Origin of the sequence: Pseudomonas sp. HY13-MNA-CIBAN-0226, from assembly GCF_040310305.1 — a bacterium.
In the GTDB taxonomy this organism is placed as follows: Bacteria; Pseudomonadota; Gammaproteobacteria; order Pseudomonadales; family Pseudomonadaceae; genus Aquipseudomonas; species Aquipseudomonas gregormendelii.
On sequence record NZ_JBEOPS010000011.1, the window covers coordinates 73887 to 94871 of the forward strand.

18 protein-coding genes are annotated in these 20985 nt (G+C 58.4%); 6 read left to right on the forward strand and 12 right to left on the reverse strand.

The features are described 5' to 3' along the window. Window positions 1–77: 77 nt before the first annotated feature. The 5 genes from AAEZ05_RS13910 to AAEZ05_RS13930 form a co-directional block, all read right to left on the reverse strand. Entirely contained in the window at window positions 78–1457 is a 1380-nt protein-coding gene (locus AAEZ05_RS13910; protein WP_350600737.1) for a M16 family metallopeptidase, read from the reverse strand. A 177-nt stretch (window positions 1458–1634) separates the two neighbouring features. Beyond that, window positions 1635–3293 (reverse strand): Na/Pi cotransporter family protein, encoded by a 1659-nt coding sequence (locus tag AAEZ05_RS13915; RefSeq protein WP_350647782.1) that lies wholly within the window; start codon window positions 3291–3293, stop codon window positions 1635–1637. A gap of 322 nt (window positions 3294–3615) precedes the next feature. Then, entirely contained in the window at window positions 3616–4383 is a 768-nt protein-coding gene (locus AAEZ05_RS13920) for a TerC family protein (protein ID WP_045061647.1), read from the reverse strand. 84 nt (window positions 4384–4467) lie between these two features. After that, window positions 4468–5775, reverse strand: coding sequence for a CitMHS family transporter (locus AAEZ05_RS13925; RefSeq protein ID WP_045061648.1), 1308 nt, complete (start codon window positions 5773–5775; stop codon window positions 4468–4470). A 325-nt stretch (window positions 5776–6100) separates the two neighbouring features. Then, entirely contained in the window at window positions 6101–6427 is a 327-nt protein-coding gene (locus tag AAEZ05_RS13930) for a DOPA 4,5-dioxygenase family protein (protein WP_045061649.1), read from the reverse strand. Between the two features lie 83 nt (window positions 6428–6510). On the opposite strand from AAEZ05_RS13930, the gene AAEZ05_RS13935 reads away from it, so the two are divergent. After that, window positions 6511–7179, forward strand: a complete 669-nt coding sequence (locus AAEZ05_RS13935) for an NAD(P)-dependent oxidoreductase (protein WP_350647785.1) — start codon at window positions 6511–6513, stop codon at window positions 7177–7179. A gap of 266 nt (window positions 7180–7445) precedes the next feature. On the opposite strand, the gene AAEZ05_RS13940 is transcribed toward AAEZ05_RS13935, so the two are convergent. Together AAEZ05_RS13940 and AAEZ05_RS13945 are read right to left on the reverse strand one after the other, a co-directional pair. Continuing rightward, a complete protein-coding gene (locus tag AAEZ05_RS13940) occupies window positions 7446–8807 on the reverse strand; it encodes a hypothetical protein (protein ID WP_350647787.1) in 1362 nt (453 codons plus the stop codon). Between the two features lie 430 nt (window positions 8808–9237). After that, window positions 9238–10188 (reverse strand): choline sulfate utilization transcriptional regulator, encoded by a 951-nt coding sequence (locus tag AAEZ05_RS13945; RefSeq protein ID WP_045061215.1) that lies wholly within the window; start codon window positions 10186–10188, stop codon window positions 9238–9240. A 114-nt stretch (window positions 10189–10302) separates the two neighbouring features. Here AAEZ05_RS13945 and betC point away from each other — a divergent pair, with 114 nt between their 5' ends. From betC to AAEZ05_RS13960, 3 genes are all read left to right on the forward strand, one after another. After that, on the forward strand, window positions 10303–11817 hold the full coding sequence (gene betC, locus AAEZ05_RS13950) for a choline-sulfatase (protein WP_350647790.1): 1515 nt from the start codon (window positions 10303–10305) through the stop codon (window positions 11815–11817). A gap of 16 nt (window positions 11818–11833) precedes the next feature. Then, window positions 11834–12754, forward strand: a complete 921-nt coding sequence (gene choX / locus AAEZ05_RS13955) for a choline ABC transporter substrate-binding protein (protein WP_350647792.1) — start codon at window positions 11834–11836, stop codon at window positions 12752–12754. Window positions 12755–12958: 204 nt separating this feature from the next. Then, the gene (locus tag AAEZ05_RS13960; RefSeq protein WP_205891811.1) at window positions 12959–14527 is read left to right on the forward strand and encodes a SulP family inorganic anion transporter; all 1569 of its coding nucleotides are present in this window, start codon (window positions 12959–12961) and stop codon (window positions 14525–14527) included. Between the two features lie 22 nt (window positions 14528–14549). On the opposite strand, the gene aroE is transcribed toward AAEZ05_RS13960, so the two are convergent. Together aroE and hemF are read right to left on the reverse strand one after the other, a co-directional pair. Further along, window positions 14550–15371, reverse strand: a complete 822-nt coding sequence (gene aroE / locus AAEZ05_RS13965) for a shikimate dehydrogenase (protein ID WP_350647794.1) — start codon at window positions 15369–15371, stop codon at window positions 14550–14552. Window positions 15372–15384: 13 nt separating this feature from the next. Continuing rightward, the gene (gene hemF / locus AAEZ05_RS13970) at window positions 15385–16299 is read right to left on the reverse strand and encodes an oxygen-dependent coproporphyrinogen oxidase (protein WP_122840903.1); all 915 of its coding nucleotides are present in this window, start codon (window positions 16297–16299) and stop codon (window positions 15385–15387) included. Window positions 16300–16457: 158 nt separating this feature from the next. Between hemF and AAEZ05_RS13975 the strand changes: the two genes are divergently transcribed. Continuing rightward, window positions 16458–17435 (forward strand): NADPH:quinone reductase, encoded by a 978-nt coding sequence (locus AAEZ05_RS13975; protein WP_122840904.1) that lies wholly within the window; start codon window positions 16458–16460, stop codon window positions 17433–17435. A 48-nt stretch (window positions 17436–17483) separates the two neighbouring features. Here AAEZ05_RS13975 and tsaC read toward each other — a convergent pair whose 3' ends face one another. From tsaC to AAEZ05_RS13990, 3 genes are all read right to left on the reverse strand, one after another. After that, a complete protein-coding gene (tsaC, locus tag AAEZ05_RS13980; RefSeq protein ID WP_045061222.1) occupies window positions 17484–18041 on the reverse strand; it encodes an L-threonylcarbamoyladenylate synthase type 1 TsaC in 558 nt (185 codons plus the stop codon). 54 nt (window positions 18042–18095) lie between these two features. Beyond that, a complete protein-coding gene (gene dprA, locus AAEZ05_RS13985) occupies window positions 18096–19196 on the reverse strand; it encodes a DNA-processing protein DprA (protein WP_205891806.1) in 1101 nt (366 codons plus the stop codon). Between the two features lie 80 nt (window positions 19197–19276). Next, the gene (locus AAEZ05_RS13990) at window positions 19277–20302 is read right to left on the reverse strand and encodes a LysM peptidoglycan-binding domain-containing protein (protein ID WP_045061224.1); all 1026 of its coding nucleotides are present in this window, start codon (window positions 20300–20302) and stop codon (window positions 19277–19279) included. Between the two features lie 169 nt (window positions 20303–20471). On the opposite strand from AAEZ05_RS13990, the gene def reads away from it, so the two are divergent. After that, window positions 20472–20978: a peptide deformylase gene (def, locus tag AAEZ05_RS13995; RefSeq protein ID WP_017341723.1), complete on the forward strand. Its 507-nt coding sequence runs from the start codon at window positions 20472–20474 to the stop codon at window positions 20976–20978. Window positions 20979–20985 lie beyond the last annotated feature (7 nt).

Genomic DNA, 20985 nt, shown 5'->3' on the forward strand with positions numbered 1-20985 from the left:
TCGCACTAGTCGTAGGAAAAATCCTCGACAGATTACCGCCCGGGAGGGCGGTGTGGCGAGCAGGCTCGCCCCCGTCGTCATGAAATCTTTCGGCGCAAACGCCACGCCAACAATCCAAGTACCAGCAGGCCCAACATCCCGGCCACCAGCCAGATCAACTCATCATCACTGACCAACGGCTTTTCAATGCGCAGATACCCCGGCTGCAACAACAACGAGCGCATGGCCCGGTTGGCTTCTTCCAGGGTGACGCCCTGCAGATCCCTGGCCGGGTCAGCAAAGCGCCCGTTCTGGAAGTCACCCAGCGCGCCCCAGTAATAATCGGCCAGCGCACTGTTGCCCTGCACGGCCCAGGCCTGGCGCGCGATGGCGGCCTGTTTGAGGCGGTTGAAAGTCTCGACGTTTAGACCGTCCTTGAGCAGGCCGGCCTTGAGTTCTTCCAGGACCTGCTTGGCTGCGGGCAAATCATCGCGCTCCAAGTCCGCATTGAGGCTCATGAAACCGACCCCGCCGAACACCTCGCGCTCGGCCGAGGGCCCGTAGGACAGGCTATGTGCCAGGCGCATCTGGCGGTAGAGCGCCCAGTCCAGGTAGTCCTTGAGCAAATCAAAGGTCTCGTCGTGCTGGTCCTCCAGTACCGGCTCGGGCACCAGCCAGTGCAGCTTGGCGCCGTTGCCAACCAGGCCGTGGCTCAACGTGCGCTCGTGGGCAGCCGTTGCCTTGATTTCCGGCAGGGGCGGGTGATCGGTCGGGTCAACCGCCTCGAGCTCGCCATAGGCCCGCTCCAGGTAGGCTGGCAGCAGGCGATCAAGGTCGCCGACCACGATCAACGTCATGTTGTTGGGGGCGTACCAGGCGTTGCGCACGTCCTCGAGCTGCTCGCGAGTCAGGTGATCGACTTGCGCGCGCTCAGGGCATTTGAGGCCCAGTTCCACTGCCAGCTGGTTACTCGCGGTATGGCCCAGATCCTGACGATCGAGCCAACGCTGCAGGTGAGAATAGTGGCCACCGTCCTCACGCTCCACCACCTGCTTGGCGGCATTGATCGCGTTGTCGTCAAAACGGGTCTGGGTCAACAGGGCCAGCAACAGATCCAGCACTTTGCGCTGGTTTTTCGCCGGCGCCTCTATGACGAACGTGGTGTCGGCGTTGCTGGTGTAGGCATTCCATTCGCCGCCCAGGGCCTGCATGCGCTCTTCCAGCCCACCTTCGCCGGTGGCGTCGATGCCGCTGAACAACAGATGTTCGAGCAGGTGCGGCAGCTCCTTGTCGGCGCAACCGAAGTCATCCAGCCCGACGCCCACCACCAGGCGAATCGCCACATGACCACGGTCCATGCCGGGCTTGAGCAGCAATTGCAAACCGTTGGGCAGCGTATAACCCTCGACCTGGAAGCGATCCAGGGCGAATGAGGGTAATGAGCCAAGCAGTAGACAGGCGAACAACAGGCAACGCATAACGGGCTTCCAGGCAACCTAATCGGAGATCCATGTCGTCAGTCAGGCCGCTTTCGCGGGCAAGCCGCTCCCCCAGTAGATTTTTTGGGGCTCACAACCCCCTGTGGGAGCGGGCTTGCTCGCGAAAGCGGTCTTGAGGCTGAACCAATGTTACTGACTCACCACCTTGGCAGACGTTCAAGGCGAATGTGTGATGTCCGCCAAATCGTCCACCGCCAGCGCACCTGTGTCGGACGTTTCCAGCACTGCATAGGCACTGCTGCAAAACAGTGAATTGAGGCGCTTCATGTCGGCAATCAGCTCCAGATGCAAGGAGCTAGTCTCGATACTCTGCACAATCTTGCGCTGCAAACGGCTCACATGCGCATGCGCCAGGCGCCGTTCCTGCGCGCGAAAGCGACGTTTCTCACGCAACAACTGGCGGGCGCTTTCCTTGTCGGAACAGAGGTACACCGACAACCCCAGGCGCAGGTTGGAGATCAGTTGGCTGTGCAGCCCCGCCAACTCCTCCAGGCCCACTTCGGAAAATGACCGACGCTGCGAAGTCTTCTGTTGCTGGACCTTGCGCAGCATGCGTTCGATCAGGTCGCTGGCAAGCTTTAGATTGATCGCCAGCTCGATGGTCTCCGCCCAGCGTCGACTGTCCTGCTCGCTCAAGTCTTCCCGGGGCATTTGCGCCAGGTACAGCTTGATCGCGCTGTAGAGCGATTCAACATCATCCGTCAGGCGGCGCATTTCCTGAGTCACGGCCGTCTGCTTGCCGTGCAGCACATCAAGCATGGCTTCGAGCATGTTATCGATCAGGTCGCCGATGCGCAGGGTTTCCCGTGCCGCATTGGCCAGCGCCAGGCTGGGTGTGACCAGCGCAGTCAGGTCCAGGTGGCGAGGTCTGGCCGTGCCATTGATCTCCGGACGTTCCGGCAGCAACCAGGCACACAACCTGGCCATCGGCCCCACGCTGGGCAGTAGGATCAGGCAGCGCACGGTGTTGTAGAGCAAATGGAAACCGATGACCATTTCCTGCGGGCTGAAGTCGAGGCTGTCGATCCAGTGCACCAAAGGGTCCAGCACCGGAATGATCAGCAATAGCCCTATCAGTTTGTACAACAGGCTGCCGAGCGCAACCTGCCGGCCTGCGGCGTTTTGCATGCTGGTGCTGAGGAAGGCCAGCACGCCGCTGCCGATGTTCGCGCCAATCACCAGGCCGATAGCCACCGGCAGGCTGATCACTCCCGCGCCGGCAAGCGTGGCGGTGAGCAGCACGGCGGCGAGGCTTGAGTAGGAGACCATCGCAAACAGCGCGCCGACCAGGGCGTCGAGCAGGATATCGCCGGTCAGCGAGGCGAAAATCACCTTTACGCCTTGGGCCTGGGTGATCGGCGCGGCGGATTCAACGATCAGCTGCAGCGCCAGAATGATCAAGCCCAGACCAATGCTGACCCGTCCCATCTGCCCAAGTCGCGTCTGCTTGCGGGACAGGAAGAAAATCACCCCGACAAAAATCAGCAGCGGCGACAACCAGGACAGATCGAAAGTCAGTACCCGGGCCATCAACGCCGTGCCGACGTCTGCGCCAAGCATGGTCGCCAGCGCCGGGGTCAGTGCCATCAGGCCCTGGCCAACAAACGAAGTGACCAGCATGGCCGTGGCGTTACTGCTCTGGACCATGGCCGTCACGACGATGCCGGAAATAAACGCCAGCCAGCGCCTGGACATGTTCTGGCCAATCACATGGCGCAGATTGGACCCGTAGACCCGCAGGATGCCGGTTCGGACGATGTGCGTGCCCCAGATCAGCAGGGCCACAGCAGATAACAAATTGAGCAGGGTGAGCATAAAGGCCCCCTGTGGTGGTAGCGCCCCAAAGGAGCAAGTTGACGTGCCGCGCGTTTTTCTACGTTCTGTACTTAAGCTGTAGTTGGCTAACGGTCTGCGCGCCAGCATCGCATAGCTAAACAGATGATTGAAACAAAAGTGTCATAAAAACAGCTGGATGGAAAAACAAAATAGGGACCCTGAGGTCCCCATTCATGCCCTGTGGGAGCGAGCCTGCTCGCGATGGTATCGAGGACAACGAGTTGACTCAGTCAGTACGCGTTATCGTTGACGACCATCGCGAGCAGGCTCGCTCCCCCAGGTTTCATGCAGGTTAGCGATATTACTGGCCAGGAATATCCTTGCGCAGTTTCACCGGGTCCTGCTGCTTGCGCTTTCTTGCCATGGCAGTGCGCATCTTGATGTTGAACGCTTCCACCGCCAGCGAGAACGCCATGGCGAAGTAGACGTAGCCTTTGGGTACGTGGACTTCGAACGACTCGGCGATCAACACGGTGCCGACTACCAGCAGGAACGACAACGCCAGCATTTTCAACGACGGGTGCTTGTCGATGAACGAGCTGATAGTGCCGGCCGCCAACATCATCACCAGTACGGCGACAACAATGGCCGCGACCATGACCGGTACATGGGAGACCATGCCCACTGCCGTGATCACAGAATCCAGGGAGAACACGATGTCGATGATCGCGATCTGGATGATGGTGTACAGGAAGTTGCCACCCTTGCCGGTCGGTTCCTCACCGGTCTCGTCTTCGCCTTCCAGCGCGTGATACATCTCTTGCGAGCTTTTCCACAGCAGGAACAGGCCGCCGAAGAACAGGATCAGGTCACGCCCGGAAATGCCTTGGCCGAAGACCTCGAACAGGTCTGCGGTGAGCTGCATGACCCAGGTAATCGACAGCAACAACAGGATTCGCGTGACCATGGCCAGCGCCAGGCCGAAGATCCGGGTACGCGCCTGCATGTGTTTGGGCATGCGGCTGACCAGGATCGAAATCATGATGATGTTATCGATACCCAGGACGATTTCCAGGGCGGTCAGGGTAAAGAAGGCAACCCAGATCTCAGGGTTGGTCAGCCATTCCATGTGTATTCCTTTGAGGATGTGTTGAACCACGAAGGGTCCGGGCTTCGATCAAAAAGCCAGGACCCTTCACGGTGAGTCTTGGGCTTATAGAGTGCTGAACAGCGGAAAAATCCCCATCAGCAATGCTGCAACAAGTATGCACATGCACACCAGAACTGCCCACTTCAGGGTAAAGCGCTGGTGGTCACCGAAGTCGATACCGGCCAGGGCCACCAACAGATAAGTCGAGGGTACCAGCGGGCTCAACAAGTGGACGGGCTGACCGACGATCGAGGCACGTGCCATTTCAACTGCGGTTATACCGTAATGACTCGCTGCTTCGGCAAGTACCGGTAACACGCCGTAATAAAATGCATCGTTCGACATGAAAAATGTGAACGGCATGCTCACCAGCGCGGTAATCACTGCCAGGTACGGGCCGAGGAAATCCGGAATCACCGCCAGCAGGCTTTTCGACATCGCATCAACCATGCCGGTGCCCGACAGGATACCGGTGAAAATACCGGCCGCGAAGATCAAACCGACCACTGCCAGCACGCTGCCGGCATGGGCCGCAACGCGATCTTTCTGCATTTGCAGGCAAGGGTAGTTGACGATCATCGCGATACTGAACGCCACCATGAACAACACCGGCAGTGGCAACAAGCCGCCAATCAGGGTGCACATCAGCACCAGCGTCAACGCGCCATTGAACCAGATAAGCTTCGGACGGCGGGCATCCGGGAATTGCGAAACGCTGATCTCACTGTGGTCAATTTCATCGCCCGCCAGGTGCAGTTCACCCAGACGAGCGCGTTCGCGTTTGCCGTAGAAGTAGGCAATTGCCAGGATCGCCACCACACCCGCCAGCATCGCCGGAATCATCGGCACGAAGATGTCGGACGGGTCCACGTGCAGCGCGCTCGCGGCACGGGCGGTCGGGCCACCCCACGGGGTCATGTTCATCACGCCGCCGGCGAGGATGATCAGGCCGGCCATGATGCGCGGGCTCATGCCGATGCGGCTGTAGAGCGGCAGCATGGCCGCCACGCAGATCATGTAAGTGGTCGCGCCGTCACCATCAAGGGAGACGACGAGCGCCAGTACGGCGGTGCCGACCGAAACTTTCAGCGGGTCGCCCTTGACCAGTTTGAGGATCTTGCGCACAGCCGGGTCGAACAGGCCGGAGTCGATCATCAGGGCGAAGTACAGAATCGCGAACATCAGCATCACACCGGTCGGCGCGAGCTTGGTGATGCCTTCGAGCATCATCGGACCGATCTTCGGCGCAAAACCACCGAACAGGGCGAAAACAATCGGGATGATGATCAGGGCAATCAGCGCGGACAGGCGCTTGGTCATGATCAGGAACATGAACGTGATGACCATGGCAAAGCCAAGGAAAGTCAGCATGGGAATACTCCAGGCGTGGCGCGGCTAGGGGAAATGAGCGAACCGGGTGAGGTCAGCGCAGAACGGGAAGCACGAGTCGAGCGGGCGGAGTTACAGCGCAGGGGCGGATTGAGAAGGACATCAGGATCACCATTGTTGTTGTTAAATGGGCCGTGCGAGCAGCAAAACACTCGCGTGGGCCAACCGGTCTGTTGCCGGGAGTGAGGCGATCCTAATCGGGGAAGCTTTCAGCCAGCTTTCGCCAGTGAAAGCAATGACCGGATGTTTAACCGGTCGTCGGACAGCATCCATGTGCGCATAGAGGACCGAGGGTGAATCTCGCTGATCAAAAAATGCTCAAATCCAGGGGTCGAATCGCCCCCATCCAGATTGCATGCTCGGTGTGGTCCAGCAGATCGTTGCCGGTATCGGGATGCAGGAACACCACCAGGCCCTTGCGGTTGAGCGCCAGCCACGGCAGCACCTCGCCCAGGTAGTGTGGCTCGAAGGCCAACTGGCAGCTCCAGTCCGGGTGCGGACCTACCGGACGTTCGTGCACGCGCCCCATCCTCAGGGGAAACCGCTGCGCCGCCTGCTCGCACAGTGCCCGCGCCTGATCAATGTTGCTCGCATCGAAGTACACGTGGGCGTGATAGCCCTTTATCCCTTGCATCTGAAACCCTCCAAACCCGGTCGAACCCTGAACGATTGCCGCGGGTCACACGCCATATACGTTGTGATCAAGGGACCCCAGCCATGAAAAATGCCGAAACCCCCGTTGTGAAAGTGGTGCTTTATGGTGCCATGAGTAGCCTGGGCAGTGCGCTGATGGCTGAAATGCTGCGGCGTCAGCATGAAGTGATCGCGATTCTCGACGACCTCACAGCGCTCCCACCGCGTCCGGGGCTGCGCACCAAGAGCGGCGACCTGTTTGACGCCGAGCGAGTAAAGCAGAGCGTGGCCGGCAGCACGGCCGTGGTCTGCCTGTTAGACGCGCCAGGGCTGCCTTACAACAGCGAATACGTGGAAAAAACCATTATCCCGGGGCCAGTGGAACAAGTGTTGGCTGTGGATGCGCTGATCGAAGGCATGCAGGCATCCCATATTGCGCGACTGTTCCTGGTGGGTGATTTCGAGGTATTGGACGAACCGGAAATAGAGGATCGCCTGCAACGCCATGCGGCTGAAGAAATTCGCGAGGCCCTGCAAAGCAGCGATTTGCAATGGACAATGGTTAACGCACCGCGGGGTGTTCCGGGGCTGACCATCGAACACTTTAGCCAGGTCAGCAGTAGCCTTGAGCCGGGTCTGAGAGAGCCGCTTGAGCGATTGAGCCGGGTGGCGGTGGGGATCGCCGATGAGCTGCAGTTACGTTTACATGTCGGCGAGCACGTGAATTTTATCGCGAGTGGCGTTGCAAAGTGAGGGGGACGAGTGTCGAGGTACAGTATCAATCGAATCGGTCAGTTCAAATGTTCAATGAACAACCCATGTTTGTTCTTGTACACTTTTAACCGGAGCGGTCCATTATCCTGGAATAGCCGAATGATGTCCAACGACTATCAACCCCAGGATTGATGACTGCGAAGTTCATCGCAAAGTTAGGTACAAGACAGGACTACATCAGACCTGCGGCTACGATACTACACTCGGTTTTTTGTGGCCGTCAGGTCTGTTTATCGCATACTTTATCAGAACCCTACTGAATAAAAAATCTGGTTGATCAAGTCCGCGTTTCGCTGCATCGAGGGAATCATAAACCTCATAGCGATGAAATCGGTCGTTTGATCGCAAAACGCTTTCCAGACTTTATTATTTGACTTAAGCACTTTCGCGAGGTCTTCTAGTTTATCAAAACTTGTCATCTGTGGATTTTTGCCCACCTGCTTATCATAAAACTCTACCAGACCAATCTTCATTGGGTCGGGCGCATTATTAATTTTATAACGAATGTCCTTCCTGAGCTCTTTATACTTTTTCAGGTAAGCCTCTTCTTGTTGTTCCGGAGGGAGCGCCATTATCGCCACGTCAACACCGCCATAAAGGAGATCGATATAGCCAGCATAATGAATCATCTCATGGAGCATGATATGAGTGAGGAGCGTCGGGTAACTGGTCAGGTTAAAGACCTTCTTTGTGAAGTAAATAGGAAGTTTTCTTTCAATTAATGTCATGATCGGATGCGCTGTAGCAGCGTAGGTCGGAGGCCGATTATCAGCCTGATCGTTTTGTATACCCTCAGGCGTTTGCTCTACAAGGAAAAAATCAAGACATTGCCGTGCGGAATCTCCTGCATCTCGTGCGTGGCATGGATTTTCTGCCAACGCACGAAGAAATTCTATCAAGTTCGTGTAAGGGGCGATATGGGATGGAACTCCATCGATCGCTTCCGGGGACTGCCCCCTCTCGGACAAAAGATTGTCATATACTTCCCCCACTTGCTTGGGGTTCTTATTTAGATCTTCCATCATATAGCCTATATAATCTTTTAACATTTGAGTTGCGTTAAATTCCCCTGCCGTTGGTAATGGAGGGCTGCACGGTTGCTCACAGCTTTCTTCAAATACATTCAGAACGTCGACTACCTGACGTCGAGACTCCTCTAAATAGTGGAACATTCGCGGGAACTTTTCCTTTATCTCTCCACCCCCCCGAGCCACTACTTCTGCATCCATACCACCGATTGTCAGGTAACCCAAAAACTCCGCCAGGCCACGCTGGGGAGCATCAATGAATTTATCAAGGGGTGCGGTTTCATTTCCAAACGGAATACTTTCAATCATGGACTGATGTTCGGGGGACATTGTGAGTCGATTTGGTTCAGGTAGGCGCTGAACACCAAAGGCCTCAGAGCGACGGATCGTCGCGCTTGCTATTCCACAGGCTACTAGTCCCACCCCCCCCACCACCGCAAGTAACAACTTCCATATAAGTCCTTTACCTGATTTTTTCGGACCATTGGACGCTTGTGGTGGTCTGGCGCTTTCAATATCCCTCACGGACCGCGCAGTATAGGATGTTGGCTCATTTCCTCCAATTATGAGCTTTTTCATAACTTGGGAGTATTCTATTGTCACGCTTGTGTTTTCTTGTATACTTTTAGTTGAGTATGTTGATGGATTTATAGCGTTTGGCATGCAAGAACTCTCAGCATATTCAATATAGATATAGGATTTCTCCTAAACAGCCACATAAGCCAATACATGTCTGGCTTATTTTAAGAGCCTGCAATATTAAGCATTTACAACCCAATAAATCATTTGAATTTTACGGGCATCGTGTGACAAAATCTTACTAAGCGCCTGAAGAAACATACAGTATGATTTAAATACTCGACTTATCAGATCGGAACTTTCGTACGGCATAACTCTGGAGAAGTCCACTCCCTGAAATCGCCCGAAGCTTTTCGTTCAGGCACTTACAGCACAACAAGTAAGTGACCTAGTCCCCTATACCGCAACGTGAGCTTTATCACGCCTGACGTCAGTTCGCGATGGACGGCAACGGCAGGCCATTAAGCGACTGCGCACTGCGGGTCTGCTCCTGCATCAACCAGTCAACGAATCGCTGAATCAATTCGCCGCGGCGCTTTCGCTGAGGCAGGACCACGTAGTAGCCAAGCCGTGAAATGACCGTGGCGGCGATTGGACTACACAACAAGCCCTCCGCCAGCAAGTTATCCACAAGATGTCGCCAACCGATGGCGACGCCCTGACCACCAATCGCGGCCTGGATCAACAAGGTGTAGTTATCAAAACGCAGCTGACCCGGTGCGGGCGCCGAAGTGATCCCCAGCTCACGAAACACGCCGCTCCAATCAAACCAGTTGCTGCTGTTTTCGCCACGCAGGTGCAGCAGGGGCAGTTCCAGCAGCGAAGGGACCGGCAACGGCAGCGCACGGTCTTTGAGCAGCAGCGGGCTGCACACCGGAAATACTTCTTCGCTGAACAGCCAGTGACTCTCACCTTGCTTGAAGCGCCCGTCGCCAAACAGCACGGCAACATCGATATCGCTGCGCAGCATGTTGTGGCTGCGCTCACTGGTAACCAGACTGACATCCACATTGGGGTTGGCGGCATGGAAGCGGTGCAGGCGCGGCATCAACCAATAGGCGGCGAACGCGAAATCCGTGGCGACCTGCAGCACCTCGTGCTGATCTTGCGCACTGATCGCCGCCAGTCCTGCATCGATATTCTGCAAACCGAGCTGCACCTGTTCGAAGAGGACAATGCCCGCCTCTGTCAGCTCAATGCCACGATAAATCCGATCGAACAGGCGGGTGGCAAGTTGCTCTTCCAGCCGTTTGATTTGCTGACTGATGGCGGGTTGGGTCGTCCCCAGCTCCACGGCGGCGGCGGTGAAACTTCGCTGGCGTGCCGCTGCTTCAAAAGCTCGCAACAGGTCCAGGGACAGACTCCCGAGGGCTTCATACATAAGCTGTGCTTATCCTAGTCATTGCCGGGTGTGGGCTTTACCGCAAATGGCATGGCACCCATGCTCGGTCGCAGCACTCTCGCATAAATATTCACTATGGAATGCCGCGATCACATGAAGCGTAAGAATATTCTCTTCATCATGGCCGATCAGATGGCCGCGCCAATGTTGCCGTTCTACGGCCCTTCGCCAATCAAATTACCCAATCTCAGCCGACTTGCTGCCGAAGGCGTAGTGTTCGACTCCGCTTATTGCAACAGCCCACTGTGTGCACCGTCGCGTTTTACCCTCGTGAGCGGCCAGCTGCCGAGCAAGATCGGCGCCTATGACAATGCGGCTGACTTTCCCGCCGACGTACCCACCTATGCCCATTACCTGCGCCGCCTGGGCTACCGCACCGCCCTGTCCGGAAAGATGCACTTCTGTGGTCCGGATCAACTGCACGGCTATGAAGAACGCCTGACCAGTGACATTTATCCAGCCGACTACGGCTGGTCGGTGAACTGGGACGAACCCGACGTACGTCCCACCTGGTTCCACAATATGTCATCGGTGCTGCAGGCTGGCCCCTGCGTGCGCACCAACCAGCTGGATTTTGACGAAGAAGTGGTCTTCAAGGCGCAGCAGTACCTGTTTGACCACATCCGCGAGGACGGCGACCAGCCGTTCTGCCTGACCGTGTCCATGACCCATCCCCACGACCCGTACACCATCCCGAAGAAATACTGGGATATGTACCAGGACAGCGATATTCCGCTGCCACAGACGCCAGCGCAGTCCGAGCTGGACCCGCACTCCCAGCGACTGCTCAAGGTGTACGACTTGTGGGACAAGCCGCTGCCTGTGGATAAGATCCGTGACGCGCGACGCGCCTATTTCGGAGCCTGCAGCTATATAGACGACAACGTCGGCAAACTCCTGCAAACACTCGAAGATACCGGGCTGATCGACGATACGATTATTGTCTTCTCCGGGGATCATGGCGACATGCTCGGCGAGCGCGGGCTCTGGTACAAAATGCACTGGTTCGAGATGGCCGCCCGGGTCCCCTTGTTGATCAGCGCGCCGGGGCAATTTGGTGCCGGCCGCGTGAGCGCTGCCGTCTCGACTGCCGACCTTTTGCCGACCTTTGTCGAATTGGCCGGCGGCTCGCTGGCGCCAGGCTTGCCGCTCGATGGCCGCTCGCTGGTGTCGCACCTGAAGGGGCAGGGGGGTCACGACGAAGCATTTGGCGAGTACATGGCCGAAGGCACCATCAGCCCGCTGATGATGATTCGCCGCGGCGCCTACAAATTCATCTACAGCGAAGACGACCCTTGCCTACTCTTCGATGTGCACAATGACCCGCGTGAACAGGAAGAGCTCAGCCAGTCGCCGCAACACAGCGCACTGTTTGCCGAGTTCCTTGCCGAAGCACGGGCCAAGTGGGACATACCTGCGATTCACCAACAGGTGCTCGCCAGTCAGCGCCGCCGGCGATTCGTGGCCGAGGCCCTGACCATCGGCAAGCTCATGAGCTGGGATCACCAGCCACTGGTAGACGCCAGTCAGCAGTACATGCGCAACCACATCGACCTGGATGATCTGGAGCGCAAAGCACGTTATCCACAACCCTGCCAAAACCAATAATGTTAAGGGGAAGTCCATGCATAGGTTATCCACAGTTCTGACGGTCGGGCTTCTGGCTCTGGGCAGCGCATCGGCGTATGCCGATCAGAGCTGCGACACGGTGAAAATGGCCGATCCGGGCTGGAGCGATATTGCGGCGACCAACGCCATTACCGGGTTCTTGCTCGACGGCATGGGCTACAAGGCCAAGGTTGACACCTTGGCGGTGCCTATCACCTTCGGTGGTTTGAAGGACGGTCAGGTCGACGTGTTCCTGGGTAACTGGATGCCGGCGCAGCAAGGTTTCTACGACAAGTTCGTGGCCACCGGGGATGTAACCCAACTGGCGAAAAACCTCGATGGCACCGAGTTCACCCTGGCTGTTCCGGATTATGTGTGGGACGCAGGTGTGCATAACTTCGCCGACCTGAACAAGTTTGCCGACAAGTTCGAGAAAAAAATCTACGGCATTGGCTCCGGGGCTCCGGCGAACATCTCGCTGCAGGACATCATCAAGAAAAACGACTTCGACTTGGGTCAATGGAAGCTGGTGGAATCCAGCGAGCAGGCCATGCTGGCGGAAGTGTCCCGCGCCGTTAAGAAACAGAAGTTCGTGACCTTCCTCGGCTGGACGCCCCACCCGATGAACGTGCAGCTGAAGATGCACTACCTCAAGGGTGGCGAGAAGTACTTCGGTGATACCGGTGCGGTTTATACATTGACTCGCAAGGGTTATGCACAGGCCTGTCCAAACGTCGGCAAGCTGCTCACCAACCTGAGCTTTACCCAGGAAATGGAGAACAGCATCATGGCCGAGGTCGTGAACAAGAAGATCAGCAATGCCGAGGCTGCCAAGGCGTGGATCAAGGCTAATCCTGCGGTTCTGGATAAATGGCTGGATGGTGTGAAAACCGCCGATGGCAAGGAGGCGTTGCCTGCGGTGAAAGCCAAGCTCTGATTCATAGGGGGGAGCCTGTCATTCATGCAGGAGCGAGCCTGCTCGTGTTGGGCGTACACGATTACGCCGGGCGTCGGATGCCCCAAGGTGCCGGTACGTTTTTCGCGAGCGAGCTCGCTCCTGCAGGTAGGGGCTGGCACGCTCGCGCCGCCATCACTGGTTCACCCTGTTACCCTTTGCGCATTCCCCCACCTGAGAGGACCCATGGCCTTTCCCAGCCGCCATTCGCTCTTCCCCTTCCTGAGCTGGTTGCCTCGGCAAACCCGTGCCACTGTCGGGCGCGACCTTATCGTCGGCCTGAGCGGTGCGATTCTCGCGCTGCCACAGTCGATTGCCTACGCCCTGATTGCCGGGCTCCCACCTGAATACGGGTTGTACGCGGCTATCATTCCTGTTCTGATCGCCTGCCTGTGGGGATCATCCTGGCACCTCATCTGTGGTCCTACAGCGGCAATTTCCATTGTCTTGTATGCCAGCGTCAGCCCCTTGGCGGTACCCGCCTCGCAGGACTACGTGGCACTTATTCTGTTGCTGACGCTGCTGGCCGGGATCTTCCAGTGGCTGCTGGGCTTGTTGCGATTCGGCGCGCTGGTGAATTTTGTCTCCCATTCGGTGGTATTGGGGTTCACCCTCGGTGCGGCGGTGGTGATTGCCGTCGGCCAGCTGCCCAACTTGCTGGGGCTGGACCTGCCCAGCCAGGCCACGGCACTCGACAGCTTCATGTCGGTGTTTCAACACCTGCATCAGGTGGACAAGCCATCGCTCATTCTCGGGCTGGCGACAGTGGCATTGGGAGCTACCCTGAAATGGCTGCTGCCACGCTGGCCGACGCTGTTGATCACGCTGGTAATGGCAGGGCTGCTGGTGTGGCTCTGGCCCGGGATGTTCGGCCACGTCAGCCTGGTCAGCGCCTTTGTCGGTCGACTGCCACCTTTGAGCGCCGTGCCGCTGGACCTGGACTTGATCCTGCGCTTGTTACCCAGCGCGGTCGCGGTGGGCATGTTGGGTCTGGTGACCAGCCTGTCGATTGCTCGCTCCCTGTCGGCACGCTCACAGCAGTTGCTCGACGCCAATCAGGAAGTGCGCGCCCAGGGCTTATCCAACATGGTCGGGGCATTTTTTTCCGGGTCGTTGTCCGCTGGCTCCTTCACCCGTTCGGGCTTGAGTTACGAGGCAGGGGCCTGCTCCCCGCTGGCCGGGGTGTTCTCGGCGCTGTGGGTCGCGCTGTTTGCAGTGTTTGGCGCGGCATTGATCGCCCACATCCCGATTCCGGCGATGGCTGGCAGTATTTTGCTGATCGCCTGGGGCCTGGTGGATCATCGCGGCATTCGCGCATTGCTGAGGGTCAGTCGCGCCGAGTTCCTGGTCATGGCGCTGACCTGTGTCGCCACGCTGCTGCTGGAATTGCAGACCGCGATCTACGCCGGGGTACTGGCTTCGCTGTTCTTCTACCTCAAGCGCACCTCGCAACCGCGTGTGCAGCATTGGCGCGACGGCGATGAGGATGTGTTGCGGGTTGGCGGCTCGATCTTTTTCGGCGCCAGCCATTACCTCCAGGTACGCCTGCAACGCATGCACGCTGCCCGGGTAGTGATTGAGGCACAGCAGATCAATTTCATCGATTACTCAGGGGTGGAGATGCTGCATCAGGAGGCGCGGCGCCTGCTCAAGCAGAATCGCAGCCTGACCCTGCGGCAAGCGCGGCCGCAGGTGGTGGAGGAGCTGAGAAAGCTGGAAGGCGCGGAGAAATGCCCGATCCGGTTTGAAGACTGAATCGTGTTTCACTCCAACAGTTTTACTCTGCGAGTTGTCGGCGCAGTTCGGCCAGCACCGGCGCCGTGTCCGGTCGAACACCCCGCCACAGGAAGAACGCTTCCGCCGCCTGTTCGGCGAGCATCCCCAATCCATCCATTGCCACAGCTGCGCCGTGCTCGCTGGCCCAGCGGCAGAATGATGTCGGTTCCTTGCCGTACATCATGTCGTAGCAAACCGTCTTGCCCGGCTCGATCAGACTGCTGGCAATCGGTGGGACTTCACCGGACAGGCTCGCGGAGGTGGCGTTGATGATCAGGTCCACGGATTCCTCCAGCCAGTCAAAGCCACTGGCAGAAACCGGGCACAGATCATCGAACAACTCGGCCAGCAATTCCGCTTTTTCCACCGTCCGGTTGGCGATGATCACCGACGCCGGCTGCTCGGCCAGCAACGGCTCCAGCGCACCCCGCACCGCACCACCGGCGCCCAGTAGCAATATGCGCTTCCCCTTGAGACTGAAAGCGGCATTAACCGTCAGGTCCCGCACCAGCCCGGCGCCGTCGGTGTTATCACCCAGCAACGAGCCGTCAGCCAGTTTGCTCAAGGTATTCACCGCGCCAGCCCGCTGGGCGCGCTCGGTCAGGCTGTCGGCCAGGCGATAGGCCTCTTCCTTGAAAGGCACCGTGACGTTGGCTCCGCGCCCCTCCAGGAAAAACGCCCGGGCGAAGTGGGAAAAATCATCGAGCGGTGCCAGGGAAGTGCTGTAGTCCAGTTGCTGACCCGTCTGCTCGGCAAACAGTCGATGGATAAGTGGCGACTTGCTGTGGCCAATCGGGTTGCCGAATACGACGTAACGATCCATCAGTTTTCCTCGTTCAGGCCTTGGCCAACCAATCGCGGTCTTGCAGGAAATATTCGGTCAGCCGCGCTTCTTCGCTGCCCGGCTCGGCCTTCCAGTCGTAACCCCAACGCACTTGCGGCGGCAGCGACATGAGGATCGATTCAGTACGCCCGCCCGACTGCAGGCCGAACAGCGTGCCACGGTCGTAGACCAGGTTGAATTCGACATAGCGGCCGCGACGGAACTCCTGGAATTCGCGTTGCCTGGCAGTGAATGCATCGTTCTTGCGGCGCTGGACGATCGGCAGGTAGGCCTCGATGAACGCGTCGCCGATGGCCCGCATGAAAGCAAAGCTGGTGTCGAAATCCCATTCATTGAGGTCATCGAAGAACAGGCCGCCAATGCCACGCGGCTCGTGGCGATGCTTGATATGAAAGTAGCTGTCGCACCATGCCTTGTAGCGCGAATAGACGTCGGGACCAAACGGCGCGCATGCCTGCTCGGCAACCCGATGCCAATGCACACAATCTTCTTCATTGCCGTAGTAGGGCGTCAGGTCGAAACCGCCGCCAAACCACCAGACGGGTTCTTCGCCTTCTTTCTCCGCGATGAAGAACCGCACATTGGCGTGCGAAGTGGGCACCATGGGGTTGTGCGGGTGAATGACCAGGGACACCCCGAGCGCTTCAAAGCCGCGTCCGGCAAGCTCCGGTCGATGGGCACTGGCCGAGGGAGGGAGACCGCTGCCAAACACGTGGGAAAAGTTGACGCCGCCTTTCTCGATGACAGCACCGTTCTCGATCACGCGAGTGCGACCGCCCCCACCCGCGGGTCTGGTCCAGGCATCCTCGACGAAGCGCGTACCGCCGTCTTCGGCTTCAAGGGCAGCGCAAATGCGGTCTTGCAGGTCGAGCAGATAGGCTTTTACGGCCTCGGTACGGGTCGTCATGGCATCACCTTGAATCGGGACAAACGGCGCGGCGCATCAACGGCCGGCGGCAAATTGCTGCACAGGATAACACCGCACCCTGTTGCACCACAGTTGACGAAGATCATGCTTAGGAGTCCGATAGGGGGCTTACCCAAACGATCACCAGGAGAGTTCTGATGGCAAAGCGTATCCAGTTCAGTGCCCATGGCGGCCCCGAAGTGCTCGAGTATGTCGACTACCAACCTGCCGAGCCTGGCCCGCAGCAGGTACGCGTGAGCAATAAGGCCATCGGCCTGAACTTCATCGACACCTATTACCGCAGCGGACTGTATGCGCCACCGGCCTTGCCATCGGGCCTGGGTTCAGAGGGCGCCGGCGTGGTCGAAGCGGTGGGCAGCGCAGTCACTCGATTCAAAGTGGGTGATCGGGTGGCCTACGGCAGCGGCCCATTGGGCGCCTACAGCGACACTCACGTGCTGCCCGAAGCCAACCTGGTGCAGCTGCCGGATGCGATCAGCTTCGAGCAGGCGGCCGGCGTGATGCTCAAGGGCCTGACCGTGCAGTACCTGCTGCGCCAGACCTATGAACTCAAAGGCGGCGAAACCATCCTGTTTCATGCGGCTGCGGGTGGGGTAGGTTCGCTGGCGTGCCAATGGGCCAAGGCCCTGGGTGTGAAGTTGATCGGCACTGTCAGCTCTGCAGAGAAAGCCGCATTGGCCACAGCCAACGGAGCCTGGGCGACGATCGACTACAGCCATGAAAACGTGGCGCAGCGTGTCCTGGAATTGACCGACGGCAAGAAAGTGCCTGTGGTTTACGACGGTGTCGGCAAGGACACCTGGCTGACATCCCTCGACAGCGCTGCGCCACGCGGCCTGGTAGTGAGCTTCGGCAATGCGTCGGGCGCGGTGGACGGGGTGAACCTGGGGATTCTATCGGCGAAGGGTTCGCTGTATGTGACCCGGCCAACACTTGCGACCTACGCCAACAACGCCGAAAACCTGCAGCGCATGGCGGATGAGTTGTTCGAGATGATCAGCAGCGGGAAGTTGAAGGTGGATATCAGCCAGCAATATCCGCTGGCCGAAGCGGCGAAGGCTCAGACCGAGCTGTCGGCACGGCGTACTACCGGCTCGACTATTTTGTTGCCTTGAGGACGCCATCGCGGGCAAGCCTTGCCCGCGATGAACGATGACTCGGTCTCAATCCGGGCGAATGACCTGCCCCGTCGCCAGGTCCCGAATCACACTCGGATTCCTGCGCCCACCCAAATTACCGCCCAGGATGTAATCCACCTGCCCACGGAAATACTGCTCCACGCGAATCCGTGTGCGCGCTGCCGGCCGACCTTGCGGGTTGGCCGAAGTGGAGACCAACGGCCCTACCAGTGAACACAAGTCCCGTACCTGAGGATGATCGCTGACGCGCAACGCCACGGTCTCATGCTTGCCAGTAATCCACAGTGGCAACTGATTCTGGTGCGGCACCAGCCAGGTGTTGGGTCCCGGCCAGGTGCTGGCCATGCGGTCCATCCACAACTCGGGAAAATCCTCGAACAGGAAGTCGAACTGGTGAATATTGTCGGCGACCAGAATCAGGCCCTTCTCCATGGACCGTCCCTTGATCATCAGCAAACGTTCCACTGCGCTCTGATCCCAGGGGTCGCAACCCAGACCCCAGACCGCTTCGGTTGGATAGGCAATCACCGCGCCTGAGCGAACGGCTTGCGCGGCTTGTTGCACACGCCAACTGTTGACCATGAAAAACTCTCCGGAATAAGGCTCTGCGCAGTTTACCGATCTTCCTCATAAAACCTAGCTCACCCGCGCAAACCAGCGACCGCTTTCACACACCGCCCGACCGTCCATTTCCAGTTCGGTCAGCGCGGCCAGCACCTTGGGCAATGCCCAGCCGCTGCTGATGGCCAACGATTCACTGGTATGCGGCGCCGCGTGAAGCAACGCGAGCAGGGGGTGGGTCACCGCCGGCACAGTTGGGGAAAATGACACCTGTTGCCAACCGCGCAAGGCTTCAAGAATGTGCTCGATGGTTTCCACCAGCATGGCACCATCGCGAATCAGCTGATGACAGCCCTTGGCGCCGGGATGATGAATCGATCCCGGAATCGCATAAACCTCACGCCCTTGCTCCGCCGCCAGCCTGGCGGTAATCAACGAACCACTGGCGACGCTCGCCTCGACCACCAGTACGCCGAGGGACAAACCACTGATAATTCTGTTGCGCCGCGGGAAGTTGCTGGCGGTGGGGGCCGCGTCCAGCGGAAACTCCGAAACCACTGCGCTGCCAGAGGCAATCATGGCGTCTGCCAGCCTGCGATTGCGCTGTGGATAAAACTTTTCAAGTCCCGTGCCAAGTACTCCGACCGTTCGCCCGCCCACGTCCAGAGCCGCCTGGTGCGCTGCGGCGTCGATGCCAAGGGCCAAACCACTGGTAATCACAAAACCGGCACCGGCCAGGCTGCGGGAGAACGCTGCGGCCGTGTCCATCCCCGGACGAGATGCGCGACGACTGCCGACCATCGCCAACTGTGGTTTGTCCAGGATACCGGGATCGCCCGCGACAAATAACAAGGGCGGCGGGTCGCTGATTTCCGCCAGCAGCGCCGGGTAGTCAGGTTGGTCCCACATCAGTAAATGCTGGCCCGGACGCTCCAGCCAGGCCAATGCGTGGTAAGCACCATCGCGCACATCGGGATCGCGGCGGCCCTCGGCGCAAGCGAATGGAAGGCCCAGAGACTTCCAGGCGTTGGCCGGCGCGCTCAGCGCTTTTGAGGCCGAGCCGAAGGCATCCAGTAGCTTTTTAAACCGCGCCGGCCCCAGTTCGGGTAAGCGATGCAGACGCAGACGCGCCTCCAGTTCGGCAGGCGAAACAGCTGCAGCAGCAGAGAATGTCATGGATCATCCTTGATCGTTATGAGGCCCGTTCAAACGGGCATAAGCTGTGGATAAGTCTGTTGGTAACTTGTGAAGCAGGCTTACGGATTTCGTACTTTGTCCATCACCGCTAAAGACCGCGAAGCATTGAGGACCAAGCCGTAACTGAGTTTGTCGTAGGTGCGGAAAACCATTAGCAACCCGGCGCGCTCATCGGGAATCTTCAACGGCTGACCGGTGATGCGGTCCCGCACGGTTTCACCGGTTTTCATCACCACCAGCACATTGCCTTCGGCCAATCCGTCGCGCTGCCCCTTGTTCAACGTGACGACATCCATCGCACCGATCTGGGTCACCCCACGCGGCACATCAATGATCAAACCCTTGATGTCGGTCTTTGGCGCACTGGGCATGAAAGTGGAATTGATCGAACGCTCCTCGCCACTGAACAGCCGATCCCCCAGGCGCACCTCCTGGGTAGTGCGCTGCAGCGCCAGGGTGGCGACATCGCCCTCGGCGGCCACGATCTCGCCGCCGCCGATATCGTCCGCGTTGATCCCGAGGAACTCCTTGCTCTCGGGGTCGGTGTAAACCTTGCCCTGGCGGAAGATTCCGTACACTGGCTGGTTCGGATCAAATTGCCCGCGGGCGAAGATGCGGTCTCCGGTGCCGCTGAGTACGCGCTCGGCATCGCCGGCAACGATATAGGGCGCCTTGTCGAAGTCCTCGACCTTGTCGACGATACGGTTGCTCAACAGAAAGCTGTTAATCGATTGCAGCGGAATGCTCGGAATGGCATCCGCCACCGGTGAGCTGCGAATGCGCGGCGACAACTTGATAGTGCCCCTGGAAGCCCCGCGATTGAGGGTCAGGCGCGGCTGGCCGTTGATGTAGACCAGCGTCAGCGAGTCGCCCGGATAGATGAGATTGGGGTTTTCGATCTGGGGATTGGCTTGCCATAACTCCGGCCACTTCCATGGCTCGCGCAAGAATTTTCCAGAGATGTCCCAGAGTGTGTCGCCGGTAACCACCGTGTATTGCTGTGGAAAACCTTCCCTGAGTTGCACTTGCCCATGCGCTAAACCGGCTGAAGCCAGAAGCAGCAGGGCGAGTAGTGATTTCCTCATGCGGTGAATCCCTTTATTATGTGCGTTCGCGTGAAACGCCAGAGCCCTCGTGGCTCGCTCCCGCCTCTTTGCAGAGAAAAGGGAGCTACGCTTCACAACGGTAGCCTGCATCTTCGGACCCGCCAGGCCATCGACCCGACTTTACCTCACACGTGCAGCAAATAAGCTTATGGCCATTTTAGACATCCTCGAATTTCCCGACTCGCGCCTGCGCACTATCGCCAAACCTGTGGCTGTAGTGGACGACGAAGTGCGTCAGTTGGTCGACGACATGTTTGAAACAATGTATGAAGCGCCAGGCATCGGCCTCGCCGCGACCCAGGTCAACGTGCACAAACGTATCGTCGTGATGGACCTCTCCGAAGACCGCAGCGAGCCGCGGGTTTTCATCAACCCCGAGTTCGAATCACTGACCGACGAGATGGAACAATATCAGGAAGGGTGCCTCTCGGTGCCGGGCTTCTACGAAAATGTCGATCGCCCGCAAAAGGTCAAGGTCAAGGCCCTGGACCGCGACGGCCAGCCTTACGAACTGATCGCCGAAGGCCTGCTCGCCGTGTGCATCCAGCACGAATGCGACCACCTCAACGGCAAATTGTTCGTCGACTACCTGTCCAACCTGAAACGCGACCGAATCAAGAAGAAACTGGAAAAGCTCCATCGCCAGAACGCTTGATGCCCTC